The sequence below is a fragment of the Haloarcula halobia genome (genome assembly GCF_029338255.1).
Taxonomy (GTDB): Archaea; Halobacteriota; Halobacteria; order Halobacteriales; family Haloarculaceae; genus Haloarcula; species Haloarcula halobia.
In genome coordinates this window covers 323,396-337,739 of sequence record NZ_CP119787.1, presented here as the reverse complement: position 1 = coordinate 337,739, position 14,344 = coordinate 323,396, and the positions used below count along the sequence as shown (strand labels likewise).

The following is a 14,344-nucleotide window of genomic DNA, read 5'->3' as shown; positions in this document are numbered from 1 at the left end:
GGATCGGAACGAACGTGCAGAGCCGACTGTGGATGTCGAATCCCGTTCAGAGATTCTGTTTTCGACCACGATTCTATCCTACCAACTAGTTACAGACTATTCGAACGCGTTCCGACCACGCCCCTCCAGTGGCTGAACGAGCGCGCACCGGGCACGTACGTCGCAGTGAGCGACTGGGAGCCGACGGCTGAACGGCGACGGTGCCGATTCGAACGTTCTATATCCATCTCGCGACCGCCGCACTCGTCGTCATCTCGACGACGCCGAAGACGACGGCAGGGACCGCGGCGGCCGGCGGGAACCCGGCCGCGACGACCAGCGCCGCTGCGACGGCGAAGTCGCGCATCCCGACCGACAGCGCGCCGGCGATACGCGTCGGCCGATCGCTCCCGGCAGTCGAGAGCCAGCCCAGCGCGTAGCCGGCCAGGTTGAGTCCCAGCGCCCCGACGGTGACGGCTGCCAGCACGCCGGCCGCGTCCCGGAGGAGCGCCGCGTTCGCGCCGGTCACGCCGCCGATGATGAGCACCACCATCACCGCCGAGATCGCCGGATAGACGTCCTCGTGTGGTTCGACCCGGGCCGGAAATCGGTTGCGCACGACGATCGCGAGGGCCATCGGTCCGACGACGGCCACGAGCAACTGCTCGACGATGGGCCACGAGCAACTGCTCGACGATGGGCCACGTGGCGACGGTCACGCCCCCGCCGAACAGCCCCGTCGCGACGGGGACGACGACCGTACTGCCCACGCCCGCGACGACGAGCACGACCGACGAGAGGGCGGTGTTTCCCCCGGCCAGTTCGGTCATCGTCGGCGTCACGAGTTCCGGCGTGACCGCGCCCAGCAGGACGAACCCGACGGTCAACGCGGGGGACAGCGAGAGCAGGCGAGCGACGCCGAACGCCAGGACCGGCATCGCGAGGTGGCCGAGCAGCGTCGTCGAGAGCGGTCCGGGGTCGATCGCCCGGAACCGCTCGACGGACAGCGTCAGCGAGACGCTGCCGACCATCACGGCGAGAATCGGCGTGGCCGCCTGGGAGACTATCGCCACCTCGGGGACGACCACGCCGATAGCGACGGCCAGCAGCACCCACCCGAGCAGATAGTCCTCGATCAGGCGGGTGTGGGCCATGGGCCCACTGTGGCGCGCTCGGTGTTGGGCGTTGGGGACCCGTGATCCGAGAACCGCACAGCCGACGAGCGCTCGCCGGCCGTGCTACCCGAGTAGAACTCGTCGTGTGACTTCGGACGCCGGAGTAGCCCGACGATGGCAGCGACCCGGCGTCACCCGCCCGATTCCTCGACCGGGAACTGCTCGTACTCGCGGACGGCGTTGAGCACGACCGACGTCGACGCCGACCGTATCTCGTCGTCGGTGAGCAGGTCCTTGATCGCGGCGTTCAGCGACGCGGTGTCCCGGAACTTGCCGATGGCCACGACGTCGTGGCTCCCGGTCACCTCGTAGACGGCGATCATGTTCGGCGTGTCTCGAAGCCGGTCGGTCACCGGCTGGAGTCCCGTCCCCTCCACCGAGAGGTGGAACACGGCGGTGACCTCGTACCCGAGCGACCCGTAGTCGACCTGGGGCGTGTACCCTTCGATGACACCGGACGCGACCAGTTCGTCCATCCGTCGTGAGACGGTCGTCGCCGCGACGCCTGTCTCGGCGGCGACGTCGCGGGCGCTGGCCCGGCCGTCCCGGAGGAGTGCGTTGACGACCTGTCTGTCGATGTCGTCGACCATCGCCCGCGCTCAGACAGCCTCGGGGCCGCTCTTGCCGGTCCGGACCTGATAGGCGTCCTCGACGGGGAGGACGAAGATCTTGCCGTCGCCTTTCTCGCCCGTGTGAGCGCCCTCGGCGATGGCGTCGACGACGTCTTCGGCGGGGATGTCCGCGACGACGGTCTCGATTTTGACCTTCTGGTGGAGGTCGACGACGTACTCCTCGCCGCGCCACTGCCCTTTCTTTGCGGGCTGTGAGCCGCGACCGGAGACGTTCGTGACTGTCAGCGAGGGGGCGCCGACTTCGGCCAGTGCCTGTTTGACGTCGCTGAGCTTGTCCGGGCGAACCATCGCAACCACCATCTTGATCTCGGTTTCGTCAGTCATCTTTGGACCCTCCGTCCGTCCGCACGGTCCCGTTCACCATGCCACCGTCGGCGACGACGCTGTCGCCGGAGCCGAACTCGGGGTAGGTCTCGACGCCGTGTTCGCTGACGTCGAGGCCCTCCTGCTCGTGTTCGGGGGTGACGCGGGACTGGCCGACCGCCTTGAGGACGTACCAGACCAGCGCGGTTGCGGCGATGGTCCAGATGCCGATGGCGGCGACGCCGATGACCTGCGCGATGAACGCGTTGAGCACCGAGTCGACCACGCCGGGCGCGGCGACGAACGGGAACAGGAGCGTCCCCAGGACGCCGGCGCTGCCGTGGACGGGGAAGACCGCACAGACGTCGTCGATCTTCAGGCGCTTCTCGACGAACTCGAAGACCATCGGGAGCTGGGCGCCGGCGAGGCCGCCGACCACGAACGCACCCCACCACGCGGTGGTGTCCGGAATCGCGGTGATGCCGACCAGGCCGGCCAGCAGGCCGTTGGCGACGTAGAGCGTGTCGACCTTGCCGGTCTTGGACCAGGCGAAGAGTCCGGCGCCCATCGCACCGGCGGCCATCGCGATGGTCGTCGTCATGGCGACGCGACCGACGGACGCGAAGGCACCGAGCTCGATGCCGCCGTCGGTGAAGACGAACACGCTCGCGGCCGTGCCGACGTTGAAGCCGTACCAGCCAAAGGCGAGGATGAGCGTCCCCAGGACCGCGAAGGTCAGCGAGTGACCGGGGATGACGTTCGCGCTGCCGTCCTCGTTGTACCGGCCCATGCGCGGACCGAGGACGTACGCTGCGGTGAGGCCGGCGATGCCGCCCATCCCGTGGACGATCATGCCGCCCGCGAAGTCGTGGAAGACGGCGCCGCCGAAGCTGATGTAGCCGCCGGCCCAGGTGATGCCGGTGACGACCGGGTAGATGACCGCCGCCAGCAGGAACGTGTAGGCCACGTACGCGCGGAGTTTCGCGCGGCCGGCCACGGCCCCGGAGACGATGGTGGCCGCCGTCATCGCGAAGACGGCACCGAACAGCCAGCCGACCCAGTCGTTGGGGTTCTCGGCGACGAAGGCCGGCGAGAAGCCGCTCCCGCCGACGAGCGACGAGATGCCAGCCCCGATGACGAAGAACACCGATACCCCGACCGACCAGGTCAGGAGGTTCTTCGTGAGCTGGTTCGCGACGTTCTTCGAGCGCACCTGGCCGGCCTCGAGCATCGCGAAGCCAGCGTGCATGAAGAAGATCAGGAACGTTACGACGAGTACCCACAGGAGGTTGACCCCCGTGACTATCGTTTCGAGCGTTTCCGGCGTTGCTTGGAGTGGTGATAGTACCATTGTTTGTTTCGGTTTTCGTTTTTATTGCGTTTGAATGTCCAACTTTATCGTCGCGAGTGCCAACTTCGTCAAGTCGTTCACGGGAAAACCTCTCCACCGTTCCATACATAAAGATTTGCTTTAGAGACTCGCCGATTGGGGGGAGTTTGGTAGACGAATGTCCAAATTAGGGTATGATATTATGGATATAAGGTTGTTCTCCGTAAAGAAAGACTGCATCTGGCCACCGGAATTCTGGACGAACGTCGACCGCCTATTCTACCGCTGTGGGCCGCGAAGGCCGATTTCGCTCGTGCGCGCCCCGGCCGGCAAGATTGTCGCTGCCGGCAGAATTATGGGGGCGGCTGCAATTCGATAAACTGACTCGAATGGGTAGGATAATAAGAAATTCGTATAGTATATCTCCCCTACTGGACCAACCATTGGACAAAATCGACGAAAACACGGAAAAATGACGATGCAGGACTCCGGGACGAAGCGGGCGCCGGACGGGTCCGCAACCGACGAGCGCACCGTCGCGAACGCACAGGGAGCGCTTGACGTCGTCCAGGTCGCCGCGAACGAGGTCGACGACCAGCTCGCGGCCATCGACGACCGGGCGAGCGCGCAGGCGTCGGACGCACAGTGGGTCGTCGAGGAGATGTCGGCGCTCTCGGCGACCATCGAAGAGATCGCCGCCACGACCGCCGAGGTCAGCGAGCAGAGCGACCGGGCGGCCGCCGAGGCAAGTGAGGGGCGCGCGGCCGCCCGCGAGGCCATCGAGACGATGGACGAGGTCCGCGAGGTCGGCGAGGCGGTTCTCACCGAGGTCGATGCGCTGAGCGACCGAATCGACCGCATCGCAGCGGCGCTCGGGGGAATCGACCGCATCGCCGACCAGACGAACATGCTGGCGCTGAACGCCTCCATCGAGGCCGCACGCACCGGCGGCGAGAGCGACGGGTTCGCGGTCGTCGCCGACGAGATAAAGCAACTCGCCGAGGAGTCACAGGCCCAGGCCGACGACATCGACACCGCGTTGTCGGCGGTCCGGACGGCGACCGAAGACACCGTCGAGCAACTGGAGGCCGCCGTCGCCGCCATCGACGACGGGGCCGACCAGGTCGAGACCGCCATGACGAACCTGGACAGCCTCGCCGACACCGTCGCCGAGACCGCCGACGGCGTCACGTCGGTCTCGGACGCGACCGACGAACAGGCGAGCACCAGCGAGGCCGTCGCGGAGCGCTGCGAGACCCTCGCCGAGCGCGCGACCGCAATCGAGGGGGACCTCTCGCGCATCCGCTCGGCCCGGACCGAACAGACCGCGATGCTCGGTGAGATCGACGAGGTGCTCGCGGTGGCCGACGCCGACCGCCGCGACCGACTGGCTGACGCCCCGACGCTCGGTACCGGTATCGACGGCCTCGATGACCTCTGTGGCGGCGGCCTCGTCGTCGGCGGCCAGGCCGTCGTCCGCTACACCGAGGGCGCACCGGTCGACGCGTTCCTCGCACAGGTGTGTGCGAACGCGGTTGCGACCGGTCGGGCCGTCTCGCTGACGCCGACGGCGACCCTCGAGCGCGAGACGCTCGCGGCGGCCTTCGACGCGACGGACGCCGGCCTCGACCGGGCGCTGGCGACGGACCGACTGTTCGTCCTCGACGCCTTCGACGCCTGGGACCCCGGCCGGAACGTCTTCGACCTGGGGCGGACCTCGCTGTCGGCGGCAAACGAGACGACCGCCCAGCGGCGCGACGCCCCCCTGCTGGTGGTCGGCAACGTCGCCGGCGAGGTCGCGACCGTCGGCGAACAGGCCGCCCGCGAGGCTCGCTACGAGAACGACGACGGCGTCTTCGAACCCGCCGACACCGTCTTGAACGTCGTCGCCGACGGCGAGGTCCCGGAGACGCTGGCGGCCTTCTACGCCGGCGCGGCCGACCAGGACCTCCTGCTCGGGACGAACGAACGAGGGCCGTACGTGGCGGTTCGGGCCTCACCGTCTGGCCGGCCCGGCGTCGAGCGGCCGGTGCGGGTCCGCCAGCGGCCGCCGTTCCTCCGCGTGGGCCCCCACTGATGTTCGGCCTCGACGAGGCCGGCCGCGTGACGTTCGCGACCGAGGCGTTCGCGTCGGTGCTCTCGCGCCGGCCCGAATCGGTCCGGGGGGCCACACTCGAGTCGCTGCTCACGCCGGCGGACGCGCGGCGAGTCCAGACGGCCGCCGAGGCCGTCCGCGGGAGCGGGGAGGGGGCCACGCGCCGGTGTCACGTCGACGTCGTCGACGACGGCGAACACGTCCCAGCGACGGTCGAGCTCACGGCAGCCGGTGGCGCCCGCGTGGTGGGCAGCGTCCACGTCTCCTCGCCCAACGAGCGGTTCCGCCACCTGTTCGACCTGGTCCACGACGCCGTCGTCCGGTTCGAGATGGACGATACGGTGCCGATCGTCCGGGCCGTCAACCCCGCCTTCGAGGAGACGTTCGGCTACAGTGCCACGGAGGTCGTCGGCGAGTCGCTCAACGACTTCATCGTCCCCGCGGGCCATGCAAGCGAGGCGGCGGACCTAGACGAGCGGACCGCCCGCGGCAAGGTCAACTACGCCACCGTCTCGCGCGAGACGGTCGACGGCCCCCGGGAGTTCATCTACCGCGGACTGCCCTACGAGACCGACGACGGCCGGCGGTTCGGCTTCGCCATCTACACCGACGTCACCGAGAGCCGGCGGCGGAAACGCCAGCTGCACGTCCTCCATCGCGTGTTGCGCCACAACCTCCGCAACGAGCTCTCCGTGGTGCTGGGGATGGCCGAGCACGCACAGCGGACGACTGCCGACCCGGACGTCGGTGCGGCACTCGACCGAATCCTCGCGGCCGCCGACCGCCTCGCCTCGGTCAGCGAACAGGCCCGCGAGGTCGAGAGCGCGCTGGACGGCGTCTCGAACCGACCCGTCGATGCCGCGGCGCTGGCCCGGATGGTCGCCGACGACTACCGCGACGACGCGCCCGTCGAGACGGCCATCCCGGACACGGCGCCGGTCACGGGCAGTACGACCCTCTACACCGCGCTCGACAACCTCGTCGAGAACGCCGTCGAGCACACGCCGCCCGGGACGTCCGTCCGGATCGGTGTCGACGTCACCGGCGAGGAGACGGTCCTCCGCGTCGCGGACGCCGGCGACGGCATCCCGGCCATCGAGCGGGCCGTCGTCTTCGACGACGCCGACATCACCTCGCTGCAACACGGGAGCGGCCTGGGTATCTGGCTGGCCCGCTGGGTCGCCGAGACGGCCGGCGGCGACATCCGGTACGACCGCAGCGACGGCTGGACGACCGTCTCGCTGGGACTGCGCACCTCCGAGGCCGACGACGTGTTCGTCCCGGACGTCGAGCGGTCGGCCGCGGGCGCCCGGTCCGCCGAGCAGTGATCCTGCTCAGAGGCGGTCGGCGACGTCCTCGGCGAAGTAGGTGAGAATCAGGTCGGCGCCGGCCCGCTTTATCCCGAGCAGCGACTCGTAGGCCACCGCCTCCAGGTTCAGCCACCCCTTCTCGGCGGCGGCGTGCAACATTGCGTACTCGCCCGAGACGTTGTAGGCGGCGACGGGGTGGTCGTGTTCCTCGCGGACCTGCCGGACGATATCGAGGTAGGGAAGCGCGGGCTTGACCATCAGCACGTCCGCGCCCTGCTCGACGTCCAGGGCGACCTCCCTGCTTGCCTCGCGTGCGTTCGCGGGGTCCATCTGGTAGTGCCGCCGGTCGCCGAAGGCCGGCGCGCCGTCCGCCGCGTCGCGGAAGGGGCCGTAGAAGGCCGACTCGTACTTCGCGGCGTAACTCATGATGGGGACGTCGGTGAAGCCGTCGCCGTCGAGGGACTCGCGGATGGCCCCGACCATCCCGTCCATCATGCCCGACGGCGCGACCATGTCGGCGCCGGCGCGGGCGTGACTCGCGGCGGTCCGGCCCAGCAGTTCGAGGGTGTCGTCGTTCCGGACGGTGAGTCGTGGGTCGGCCTCGGCGTCGGCCTCGAGGACCCCGCAGTGTCCGTGGTCTGTGTACTCACAGAGACAGACGTCCGTGACGACGTAGGCGTCGGTCTCGGCGGTGATGCGCCGCGTGGCCTCCTGGACGACGCCGTCCTCGGCCCAGGCGCGACTGCCCTCCGGGTCCTTCGACTCGGGGACGCCAAAGAGGATGACCGCCTCGACGCCAGTCTCGCGGATCTCCTCGACTCGGGCGACGGCCTCGTCGACGGGGACTCGCTCGTGGCCGGGCATCGTCTCGATGGGCACCCGCTCGTCTGTCGTGGCGTCGACGAAGACCGGAGCGATGAGGTCCGACGCCGCGAGGTCGGTCTCGCGCACCAGCGGTCGCACGCCGTCGCGGCGCAGGCGGCGCGGTCGCCGTGACATGTCCATACCGGTCGTGTGGGTACTCGCCCCAATCAAGGCTCCGCTCTCCCGGTGGGATGCAGAAAACATATAGCCGCGTTGGACGGTTGGACGAACGAATGGCTACCGACGCCTCCGAGGTCACGGCCCGCGGCCCGGTCCGGACCTTCGCCGAGGACTACGGCCTGCTCGTGGTCGCCGGCCTGTTCGCGGTGCTGGGCGTCGCCGGCGTCGGCCTGTACGTCTTCGGTGACACCGCATACGCCCGGACCTTGCTGGACCGCTACGGGCTGGCCGCGCTCTTTTTCGTCTTCGTCCTCGAGGGTGCGATGCTGCTGTACTTCGCCCCCAGCGAGGCGCTCGTCCCGGCGGCCGTCGCCGTGCTCGCGCGGACGGCCGGCGGCTACGACCTGCCCGTCGTCGCCGCCATCCTCGGCGTGGCCGTCGCCGGCGCGACCGTCGGACAGACCTGCCTGTTCCTGCTGGCGAAACGCGGCGGCCGCGAGTGGCTGCTCGCCCGGCCCTGGTTCCGCGTCGACGAGGACCGCCTGGACCGCTTTGGACACATGTTCGACCGCTTTGGCGTGCTCGCCCTGCCGCTCTCGAACACGCTGCTGTTTACCCGCGGCATGTTGACGGTCCCGGCCGGCGTCGCCGGGATGTCGACCCGGCGGTTCGTCGCGCTGTCGGCGCTCGGGACCCTCTCGTTCGAGCTGCTGCTGGCCGGCGCGGCGATGGGCGTCCTCGAGCTGCTGTGACTACTCGCCGTCGACCGTCTCGATGCGCTCCCGGAGCCACGCCGCCGCCTCCGCGACGAGCGTCGCGTCGTCGCCCGTGACCTTCACTCGCCCGGGCGTGTCCCCGTTCCGGGGGTACGAGCCGACGGCGACGCTGAACCGCTCGCGGGCCTCGATAATCGTCGAGACGACGGCGCCCTCGGGGGCCGGCGTGTGGATGGTCTCGGTCGTCCGGTCGCCGCCGAAGTCCGCGGCGACGGTGGCGAACATCGCCTTCAGTTCCTCGGGGATGCCCGGCATGACGTACACCGACTCGACGACACAGCCGGCGGCGAAACTCTCCTCGGTGAGCAGTGGCTCGCCGCCCTCGGGGATCGCGGCCCACGCGTCCAGGTCGAGGTCCAGCTCGTAGCGGTCGACCACGTCGGGGTTCTCGTCGGCGAAGCGCTCGGCCTTGGCCACGAGGTGCGCCCGGACGTCCTCGGGGACGACGACGTCGCGGTCGAAGGCGGCCGCGACGCCGGCCTTCGTCACGTCGTCGGGCGTCCCGCCGATGCCGCCGGTGACGATGACGGCGTCGAAGGCCCCGTGGAACCGGCGGACGGCCTCGGCGATGACGGCCTCGTCGTCCGGGACGGTGAGGATTCGCGGGACGGTCGCGCCGGCCGCCGAGAGGCGCCGGGCGAGCCACGTCGCGTTCGTGTTCTCGGTGTCGCCGGACAGCAGTTCGTCGCCGACGGTGAGCAGCGCGACTTCCATACCCCGGGGAGATGGGTCGGCGGGATAAGGGTTCCCCGACTCAGGCGTCGACGGCCTCGGCGAGCAGCTCGGTGATGCCCACGACCTCGATGTCGTCCTCGTAGCCGCCGGTCTTGCGGCCGTCCTCGTACATCGTCATGCACATCGGGCAGGCGACGACGAACGTCTCGACCGGGGCGTCGGTGTCCTCCAGCGCCTCGCGCAGGCGCTCCTCGCTGGGTTTGGTGTCCTCCTCGAAGTCCATCCAGAGGCCGCCGCCACCGCCCCCACAGCAAAAGGAGTCGGCGCGGTTGCGCGGCATCTCGTGGAGGTCGGCACCGGTCGCCCGGACGAGGTCGCGGGGAGCCTCGAAGACGTCGTTGTACCGCCCCAGGTGACACGGGTCGTGGTAGGTGACGGTGTAGTCCAGTTCGTCGCCCCGCAGCCCCAGTGCGCCCGATTCGGCGAGGTCGGCGACGACCTGCGTGTAGTGGTAGACGTCGCCGGCCTCCCACTCGCAGGCCTCGAACTCGGGGTACTCGTTTTTGAAGGTGTTGTAGGCGTGGGGATCGGTACAGACGATCGAGTCGTACTCGCAGTCCCCGATGGCGGCGGCGTTGTCCTTGACGAGCATCTCGTAGAGGCCCTCCTCGCCGACGCGGCGGACGTCGTTGCCGGCGGTCTGCTCGGCCTCGTAGAGGATCCCGTAGTCCACGTCGGCGGCCTCGAAGACGCGGGCGAGCGCCCGGGCGACGCGCCGGTTGCGCTCGTCGTAACTCGGGTAGTCGCCGACGTACCAGAGGAACTCGACGGGCTCCTCGCGGGCGTCGGGCACCTCGAACGCGAGGTCGTCGGTCCAGTCGGGTCGCGTGCGCCCGGGGTCGCCGAAGGTGTTGCCGTGCTGGAAGACGTTCATCATCGCGTCCTGGACGTGCTCGTTCATCTCGCCCGATTCGGTGAGCCGGCGGTTCATCTCGGTGAACTGCGTGACGTGTTCGATGTCGACGGGGCAGGCGTCCATGCAGGCCATGCAGGACATACAGGACTCCATCGTCTCCGCGTCGATGACCGAGGTCCTTCCGTCGGAGGCGTCCGACGACGTGCCCCTCGCGCTGCTCGCGGCACCCCCGTCGGCGACGATGGGGACCGACTCGCCGCCGGCGTCGACGTCCTCGCGGTAGCGTTTCAGGTCCAGGATGACGTCCCGCGGGTCGAGCGGCCGGCCCGAGGCCTTCGCGGGACAGACCGACGAACAGCGGCCACACTTCGTGCAGGCGTCGTGGTCGAGCAACTGCTTCCAGGAGAAGTCGTCGATCTCGCTGGGGCCGATGTCCTCGGGCGCGGCGTCGGCGGGCACGCCGGGGAGGCGGACGCCGGCCTGTTCGTCGCGGGTCACGAGGTTCGCGAACGACGAGAGCATGTGGAACGGCTTGGCGTAGGGGACCCAGGCGACGAACCACAGGGCGACGAGCGCGTGGCTCCACCAGACGGCGGGGTAGGCCGTCGTGGCCATCTGGGGGGTGACGCCGGCGGCCGAGAACGCTTCTGCGATCGACCACCCGACGAAGCTCACCGTCTCGAAGCTCACGTCCCGGACCGCCGAGGTCCCCAGGATGCGCAGGCCTTCGGTGACGTAGCCGCCGACGCCCAGCACGAACAGCGCGCCGAGAAAGAGCCCGTCCTCGCGCGAGGTGTGCCGGCCGTGGAGCCGCTCCAGTCGGCGCCCGTAGCGCCGCCAGAGCGCGACACCGACCCCCACGACGAACAACAGCCCCATCGCGTCCATCACGAACGAATAGGAGAGATAGAAGTCCCCGACGAAGAAGGAGTCGCCGGTCAGCGGCCGGTAGAGGTCCATGTCGATGCCCAGTATCGTCGTGCCGATGAGCAGCGTCAGGAAGCCCCAGACGACGAAGGCGTGCATCACGCCGGCGACGACGTCCCGGTCCAGTTGCTTGCGGTTCGACAGCGCGAGGCGGGCGGCCGCGAGCGTCCGCCCCGGCAGGTCGTCGAGGCGATCGAACGGGTCCTCGCTCCCGCGCGTGTACCGGCGGACGCGCTCGTAGGTCCCAAAGAGGAACACCAGGAGGGCGACGGCCGCCAGGTAGTAGAAGACGGCCTTGCCGACGTCCCCGATGCGCCAGAACGTCGGTCGCGTGACCGTCTGGAGCGCGACTGACATGTATTCTCACGCGAGAGGCTCGGGCTTAAACCTTGCCACGGTCCCGCGCCGTCCGGCGGGAATTTTGCGTCCGTTGAGAGTTTACCAGAGATAACGTCGGATAGCCGACAACTATATACGTGCGGACCCGGTTCTCTCCGGTCCGATGGACGAGAAGACCGAATCACTCCGTGACCTCTTCATCGACGTCGCCGGCGAGGACTCGGTCACGGAATCACAGGACGCGGGTCGCGGGTCGCTGACCGACGTCGACGAAGCGACCGTCGACGAGCGCCTCGGGGACGTCGTCGCCCGGATGCGCGACCGCTACGAGTTCCACACGGACCTCGACGACGAGTCGCTCGTGGCGCTCGTCAGAGCCGTCTACGAGGGCCGGGCGGACGCGGCCATCGCGGCCGACCTCGGGGTCTCGGCCGCGGCGGTTCGCGAGGCCCGACTCGACCTCCACCTCGTCCGCGAGACGGACGACGACGCCCCCTTCGACGTCGCGCAGTTCCGCCGCCGGGTCGGCGAGGGCGCCGACGACGCCGACCTGGCCGACGCGTTCGACGCAGACGAGGCGACGGTGGCCCGCTACCGCCGGGTCGTCGAGGCACAGACGGCCGCGCGCCGCGTCAGCCACCGCTTCCAGAGCGAGTTCGAGGACGTGCTGACCGACGCCGGCCTCGCGACACAGCACACCGCGGCCGTCCGCGACGACGGCCTCGAGGAGGCCACCGAGGACATCGACTCGCTGGACTCCGACGCCGACGTCTCGATGTGAGCCGGCGAACGTTTTTGACCCAGGACGGGCCCACCCGTTCCCATGCCGCCACACACCTTCCGGGACCTGGAGACGGCCGCCTACTGCCCGCGGAAACTCTACTACCGTCGGCGTGACGGGCCGCCGGACGTCCCCGACGAGGTGGGCCAGGTGCGCGACCTCGCCTTCGACTACGAGCGCCTGCTTTCCGACGACGCGGCGCTGCTGGCAGCCCCCATCGAGGTCGCCCCCGATACCTTCCGCGAACGGGTCCGGGCCGCACGCGGCCGCCTCGACCACTGGGACCGTCTCGTCGACCCGGCCGGCCGCGACGTCTTCCTCTCGGGGAAGGACGCCCGCGGCGTCGCACACAAGGTGCTCGCGCCCCCCGAAGACGGCCCGCGGCCGTCGCTGGCGTTCGCCGGCGCGCCGCCCGACCAGGGGGTCTGGGAGCCCCAGAGCGTCCGTCTGGTCGCGGCCGCGAAGGCCCTGGCCTGGGAACACGGCGGTGCGGTCGAGCGGGCCTACGCCGAGTACCCGGCCTACGGCACGATACGGCGCATCGACCTCTCGGCCCGCCGGACGGGGCGGTACCGCCGTGCCGTCCGGACCGCGGACAGCGTCGACGGCCCGCCGGCCCGGGTCGCCAACGACGCGAAGTGTTCCCCCTGTGACTACCGCGAGGACTGCGGGGTGCGGACCCGGTCGCTGCGCTCGATACTGTGAACGGGACGTGGGCCGGCCCCCCGTCTCGACGCGTCAGCGCTCCGCTGTATCGGCGAGCCACTGCTCGACGGCGTCGGCCCGGGCCCCCCGGCGATGGACGGTCCCGGCCTCGACGTCGACCACCGTCGACCCGGTCCCGCCGGTCTCCCCGCCGTCCAGGACGACCGCGACGCGGTCGCGGATAGCGTCCAGCTCGTCGACCGACCGGGCGCTGGGCGACCCCGAGACGTTCGCGCTCGTCGCGGTCAGTGGCGCCACCGCCCGGAGCAGTTCGTGTGCCACCGGCTGGTCGGGGACGCGGACGCCCACCCGATCGCGCCCGGCGGTCAGTTCGTCCGGGACCGACGCCCGGCGCTCGACGACGACCGTCACCGGCCCGGGCAGGAACTCGCGCATGAACCGCTGTTCGCGCTCGGTCGGGCGGGTGTAGGCCAGTGCCGTCTCCACGTCGGGCACCGCGAGCGAGACGGGGTCGTCCCGGTCCCGTCCCTTGGCCTCGTAGACCCGCTGGATAGCCGCGGGGTCGGTGGCGTCGGCGCCCAGGCCGTAGACCGTCTCGGTCGGGTAGACGACGAGCTCGCCCCGGCGAATCGCCTCGGCGGCCGCCGCCACGTCGTCCCCGGTCACAGCTGTGCTTCGACGGCGTCGTAGTCGGGGAAGTCCGGCCACTGCTCGCTGACCCACGCGTACTCGACGGTCCGGTCCCCGTCGAGGACGAACACCGCCGGACGCGGCTCGGCGAGGCCGGTCATCCCGTCTAGGTCCATGTCGATGCCGTAGGCCTCGGCGACGCCGTTGGCGGGGTCCGAGTACAGGCGGTACTGTCCCTCGATGTCCCGCTCCTCGAGCAGCGTCTTGTGCTCGTAGGGCGTCGAGATGGAGAGGCCGACGACGGTGGCGTCCGCGTGCCACCCGCGGTCGCGGATCTCGTTCCAGACGTACGTCGCCGGGAACGCGCCGTCCATCGCGTGGAAGACCAGCACGACGGGGCCGTCGCTGTCCGCACAGAGCGTCGACAGGGAAACGTCCTCCCAGAACTCCTCGTTGACCAGCGGGCGCGTGAAGTCGGGGGCGCGGTCGCCCGCCTCGGGGTGGTCGGCCGCGTCCAGGTCCACGACGTCGAACTCGAGGTCCATCAGGTCTCCCCCCCGTAGGTCCTGTCCAGGTACGCGACGATGTTGGCGCTCTCGCTCATCGTGACGCCGGTCGACTCGTCGACGATGGCCGGGACCGTCCGCTTGCCCGTGAGCCGCTTGACAACGTCGCGCTCGGAGTGCATCGGTTCGATGAACCGCGACCGGTACTCGATGCCGTACTCCTCGAGGCGCCGGACGACGCGCTCACAGAACGGGCACGCCTGCAACCGGTACAGCGTGATGTCTGGCTCGCTCATTCTTCGGAGTTGCGTACGTGCGAG

At 69.8% G+C, this 14,344-nt stretch carries 15 protein-coding genes and 1 pseudogene; 5 read left to right on the top strand and 11 right to left on the bottom strand.

The window, feature by feature from the left end; genetic code table 11:
* Window positions 1-217: 217 nt before the first annotated feature.
* The 5 genes and pseudogenes from P1K88_RS01765 to P1K88_RS01745 form a co-directional block, all read right to left on the bottom strand.
* Entirely contained in the window at window positions 218-616 is a 399-nt protein-coding gene (locus tag P1K88_RS01765) for a hypothetical protein (RefSeq protein WP_276414172.1), read from the bottom strand.
* Window positions 617-716: 100 nt separating this feature from the next.
* Window positions 717-1,010 (bottom strand): annotated as a pseudogene (locus P1K88_RS01760) (bile acid:sodium symporter family protein); the annotation flags it as partial.
* Window positions 1,011-1,285: 275 nt separating this feature from the next.
* Window positions 1,286-1,744, bottom strand: a complete 459-nt coding sequence (gene lrp, locus P1K88_RS01755) for an HTH-type transcriptional regulator Lrp (protein WP_276412067.1) — start codon at window positions 1,742-1,744, stop codon at window positions 1,286-1,288.
* A gap of 9 nt (window positions 1,745-1,753) precedes the next feature.
* On the bottom strand, window positions 1,754-2,110 hold the full coding sequence (locus P1K88_RS01750; RefSeq protein ID WP_276412066.1) for a nitrogen regulatory protein GlnK1: 357 nt from the start codon (window positions 2,108-2,110) through the stop codon (window positions 1,754-1,756).
* A complete protein-coding gene (locus tag P1K88_RS01745; RefSeq protein WP_276412064.1) occupies window positions 2,103-3,440 on the bottom strand; it encodes an ammonium transporter in 1,338 nt (445 codons plus the stop codon). The genes P1K88_RS01750 and P1K88_RS01745 overlap by 8 nt, the downstream gene beginning before the upstream one ends.
* Window positions 3,441-3,897: 457 nt before the next feature.
* Here P1K88_RS01745 and P1K88_RS01740 point away from each other — a divergent pair, with 457 nt between their 5' ends.
* Window positions 3,898-5,496 carry a methyl-accepting chemotaxis protein gene (locus P1K88_RS01740; RefSeq protein WP_379786674.1) on the top strand — a complete coding sequence of 533 codons (1,599 nt, stop codon included), beginning with the start codon at window positions 3,898-3,900 and terminating at the stop codon, window positions 5,494-5,496.
* Window positions 5,496-6,842 carry a PAS domain-containing sensor histidine kinase gene (locus P1K88_RS01735; protein ID WP_276412062.1) on the top strand — a complete coding sequence of 449 codons (1,347 nt, stop codon included), beginning with the start codon at window positions 5,496-5,498 and terminating at the stop codon, window positions 6,840-6,842. The genes P1K88_RS01740 and P1K88_RS01735 overlap by 1 nt, the downstream gene beginning before the upstream one ends.
* Before the next feature lie 6 nt (window positions 6,843-6,848).
* Here the strand turns inward: P1K88_RS01735 and hemB are convergent, their stop codons facing one another.
* The gene (hemB, locus tag P1K88_RS01730; RefSeq protein WP_276412061.1) at window positions 6,849-7,829 is read right to left on the bottom strand and encodes a porphobilinogen synthase; all 981 of its coding nucleotides are present in this window, start codon (window positions 7,827-7,829) and stop codon (window positions 6,849-6,851) included.
* A 92-nt stretch (window positions 7,830-7,921) separates the two neighbouring features.
* Between hemB and P1K88_RS01725 the strand changes: the two genes are divergently transcribed.
* Complete coding sequence (locus tag P1K88_RS01725; RefSeq protein ID WP_276412060.1) at window positions 7,922-8,560, top strand: DedA family protein; 639 nt, start codon at window positions 7,922-7,924, stop codon at window positions 8,558-8,560.
* On the opposite strand, the gene P1K88_RS01720 is transcribed toward P1K88_RS01725, so the two are convergent.
* A complete protein-coding gene (locus P1K88_RS01720) occupies window positions 8,561-9,298 on the bottom strand; it encodes a competence/damage-inducible protein A (RefSeq protein WP_276412059.1) in 738 nt (245 codons plus the stop codon). It lies immediately after the preceding gene.
* Window positions 9,299-9,338: 40 nt separating this feature from the next.
* Complete coding sequence (locus P1K88_RS01715) at window positions 9,339-11,459, bottom strand: (Fe-S)-binding protein (RefSeq protein WP_276412057.1); 2,121 nt, start codon at window positions 11,457-11,459, stop codon at window positions 9,339-9,341.
* 145 nt (window positions 11,460-11,604) lie between these two features.
* On the opposite strand from P1K88_RS01715, the gene P1K88_RS01710 reads away from it, so the two are divergent.
* Window positions 11,605-12,222, top strand: a complete 618-nt coding sequence (locus tag P1K88_RS01710; RefSeq protein ID WP_276412056.1) for a conditioned medium-induced protein 4 — start codon at window positions 11,605-11,607, stop codon at window positions 12,220-12,222.
* Between the two features lie 42 nt (window positions 12,223-12,264).
* On the top strand, window positions 12,265-12,927 hold the full coding sequence (locus tag P1K88_RS01705) for a CRISPR-associated protein Cas4 (RefSeq protein WP_276412054.1): 663 nt from the start codon (window positions 12,265-12,267) through the stop codon (window positions 12,925-12,927).
* Between the two features lie 33 nt (window positions 12,928-12,960).
* On the opposite strand, the gene P1K88_RS01700 is transcribed toward P1K88_RS01705, so the two are convergent.
* The 3 genes from P1K88_RS01700 to P1K88_RS01690 are packed head-to-tail and all read right to left on the bottom strand — an operon-like array spanning window position 12,961 to window position 14,320.
* Window positions 12,961-13,554: an L-threonylcarbamoyladenylate synthase gene (locus P1K88_RS01700; RefSeq protein WP_276412052.1), complete on the bottom strand. Its 594-nt coding sequence runs from the start codon at window positions 13,552-13,554 to the stop codon at window positions 12,961-12,963.
* Window positions 13,551-14,063: a redoxin domain-containing protein gene (locus P1K88_RS01695; RefSeq protein WP_276412050.1), complete on the bottom strand. Its 513-nt coding sequence runs from the start codon at window positions 14,061-14,063 to the stop codon at window positions 13,551-13,553. The genes P1K88_RS01700 and P1K88_RS01695 overlap by 4 nt, the downstream gene beginning before the upstream one ends.
* Window positions 14,063-14,320, bottom strand: a complete 258-nt coding sequence (locus P1K88_RS01690; protein WP_276412048.1) for a glutaredoxin family protein — start codon at window positions 14,318-14,320, stop codon at window positions 14,063-14,065. Before P1K88_RS01690 ends, P1K88_RS01695 begins: the two co-directional genes overlap by 1 nt.
* Window positions 14,321-14,344 lie beyond the last annotated feature (24 nt).

Excerpts from the sequence above, each read along its gene's own strand:
- P1K88_RS01765 (WP_276414172.1), bottom strand. The coding sequence starts at position 616 with ATGGCCCTCGCGATCGTCGTGCGCAACCGATTTCCGGCCCGGGTCGAA.
- lrp (WP_276412067.1), bottom strand. The coding sequence starts at position 1,744 with ATGGTCGACGACATCGACAGACAGGTCGTCAACGCACTCCTCCGGGAC.
- P1K88_RS01750 (WP_276412066.1), bottom strand. The coding sequence starts at position 2,110 with ATGACTGACGAAACCGAGATCAAGATGGTGGTTGCGATGGTTCGCCCG.
- P1K88_RS01745 (WP_276412064.1), bottom strand. The coding sequence starts at position 3,440 with ATGGTACTATCACCACTCCAAGCAACGCCGGAAACGCTCGAAACGATA.
- P1K88_RS01740 (WP_379786674.1), top strand. The coding sequence starts at position 3,898 with ATGCAGGACTCCGGGACGAAGCGGGCGCCGGACGGGTCCGCAACCGAC.
- P1K88_RS01735 (WP_276412062.1), top strand. The coding sequence starts at position 5,496 with ATGTTCGGCCTCGACGAGGCCGGCCGCGTGACGTTCGCGACCGAGGCG.
- hemB (WP_276412061.1), bottom strand. The coding sequence starts at position 7,829 with ATGGACATGTCACGGCGACCGCGCCGCCTGCGCCGCGACGGCGTGCGA.
- P1K88_RS01725 (WP_276412060.1), top strand. The coding sequence starts at position 7,922 with ATGGCTACCGACGCCTCCGAGGTCACGGCCCGCGGCCCGGTCCGGACC.
- P1K88_RS01720 (WP_276412059.1), bottom strand. The coding sequence starts at position 9,298 with ATGGAAGTCGCGCTGCTCACCGTCGGCGACGAACTGCTGTCCGGCGAC.
- P1K88_RS01715 (WP_276412057.1), bottom strand. The coding sequence starts at position 11,459 with ATGTCAGTCGCGCTCCAGACGGTCACGCGACCGACGTTCTGGCGCATC.
- P1K88_RS01710 (WP_276412056.1), top strand. The coding sequence starts at position 11,605 with ATGGACGAGAAGACCGAATCACTCCGTGACCTCTTCATCGACGTCGCC.
- P1K88_RS01705 (WP_276412054.1), top strand. The coding sequence starts at position 12,265 with ATGCCGCCACACACCTTCCGGGACCTGGAGACGGCCGCCTACTGCCCG.
- P1K88_RS01695 (WP_276412050.1), bottom strand. The coding sequence starts at position 14,063 with ATGGACCTCGAGTTCGACGTCGTGGACCTGGACGCGGCCGACCACCCC.
- P1K88_RS01690 (WP_276412048.1), bottom strand. The coding sequence starts at position 14,320 with ATGAGCGAGCCAGACATCACGCTGTACCGGTTGCAGGCGTGCCCGTTC.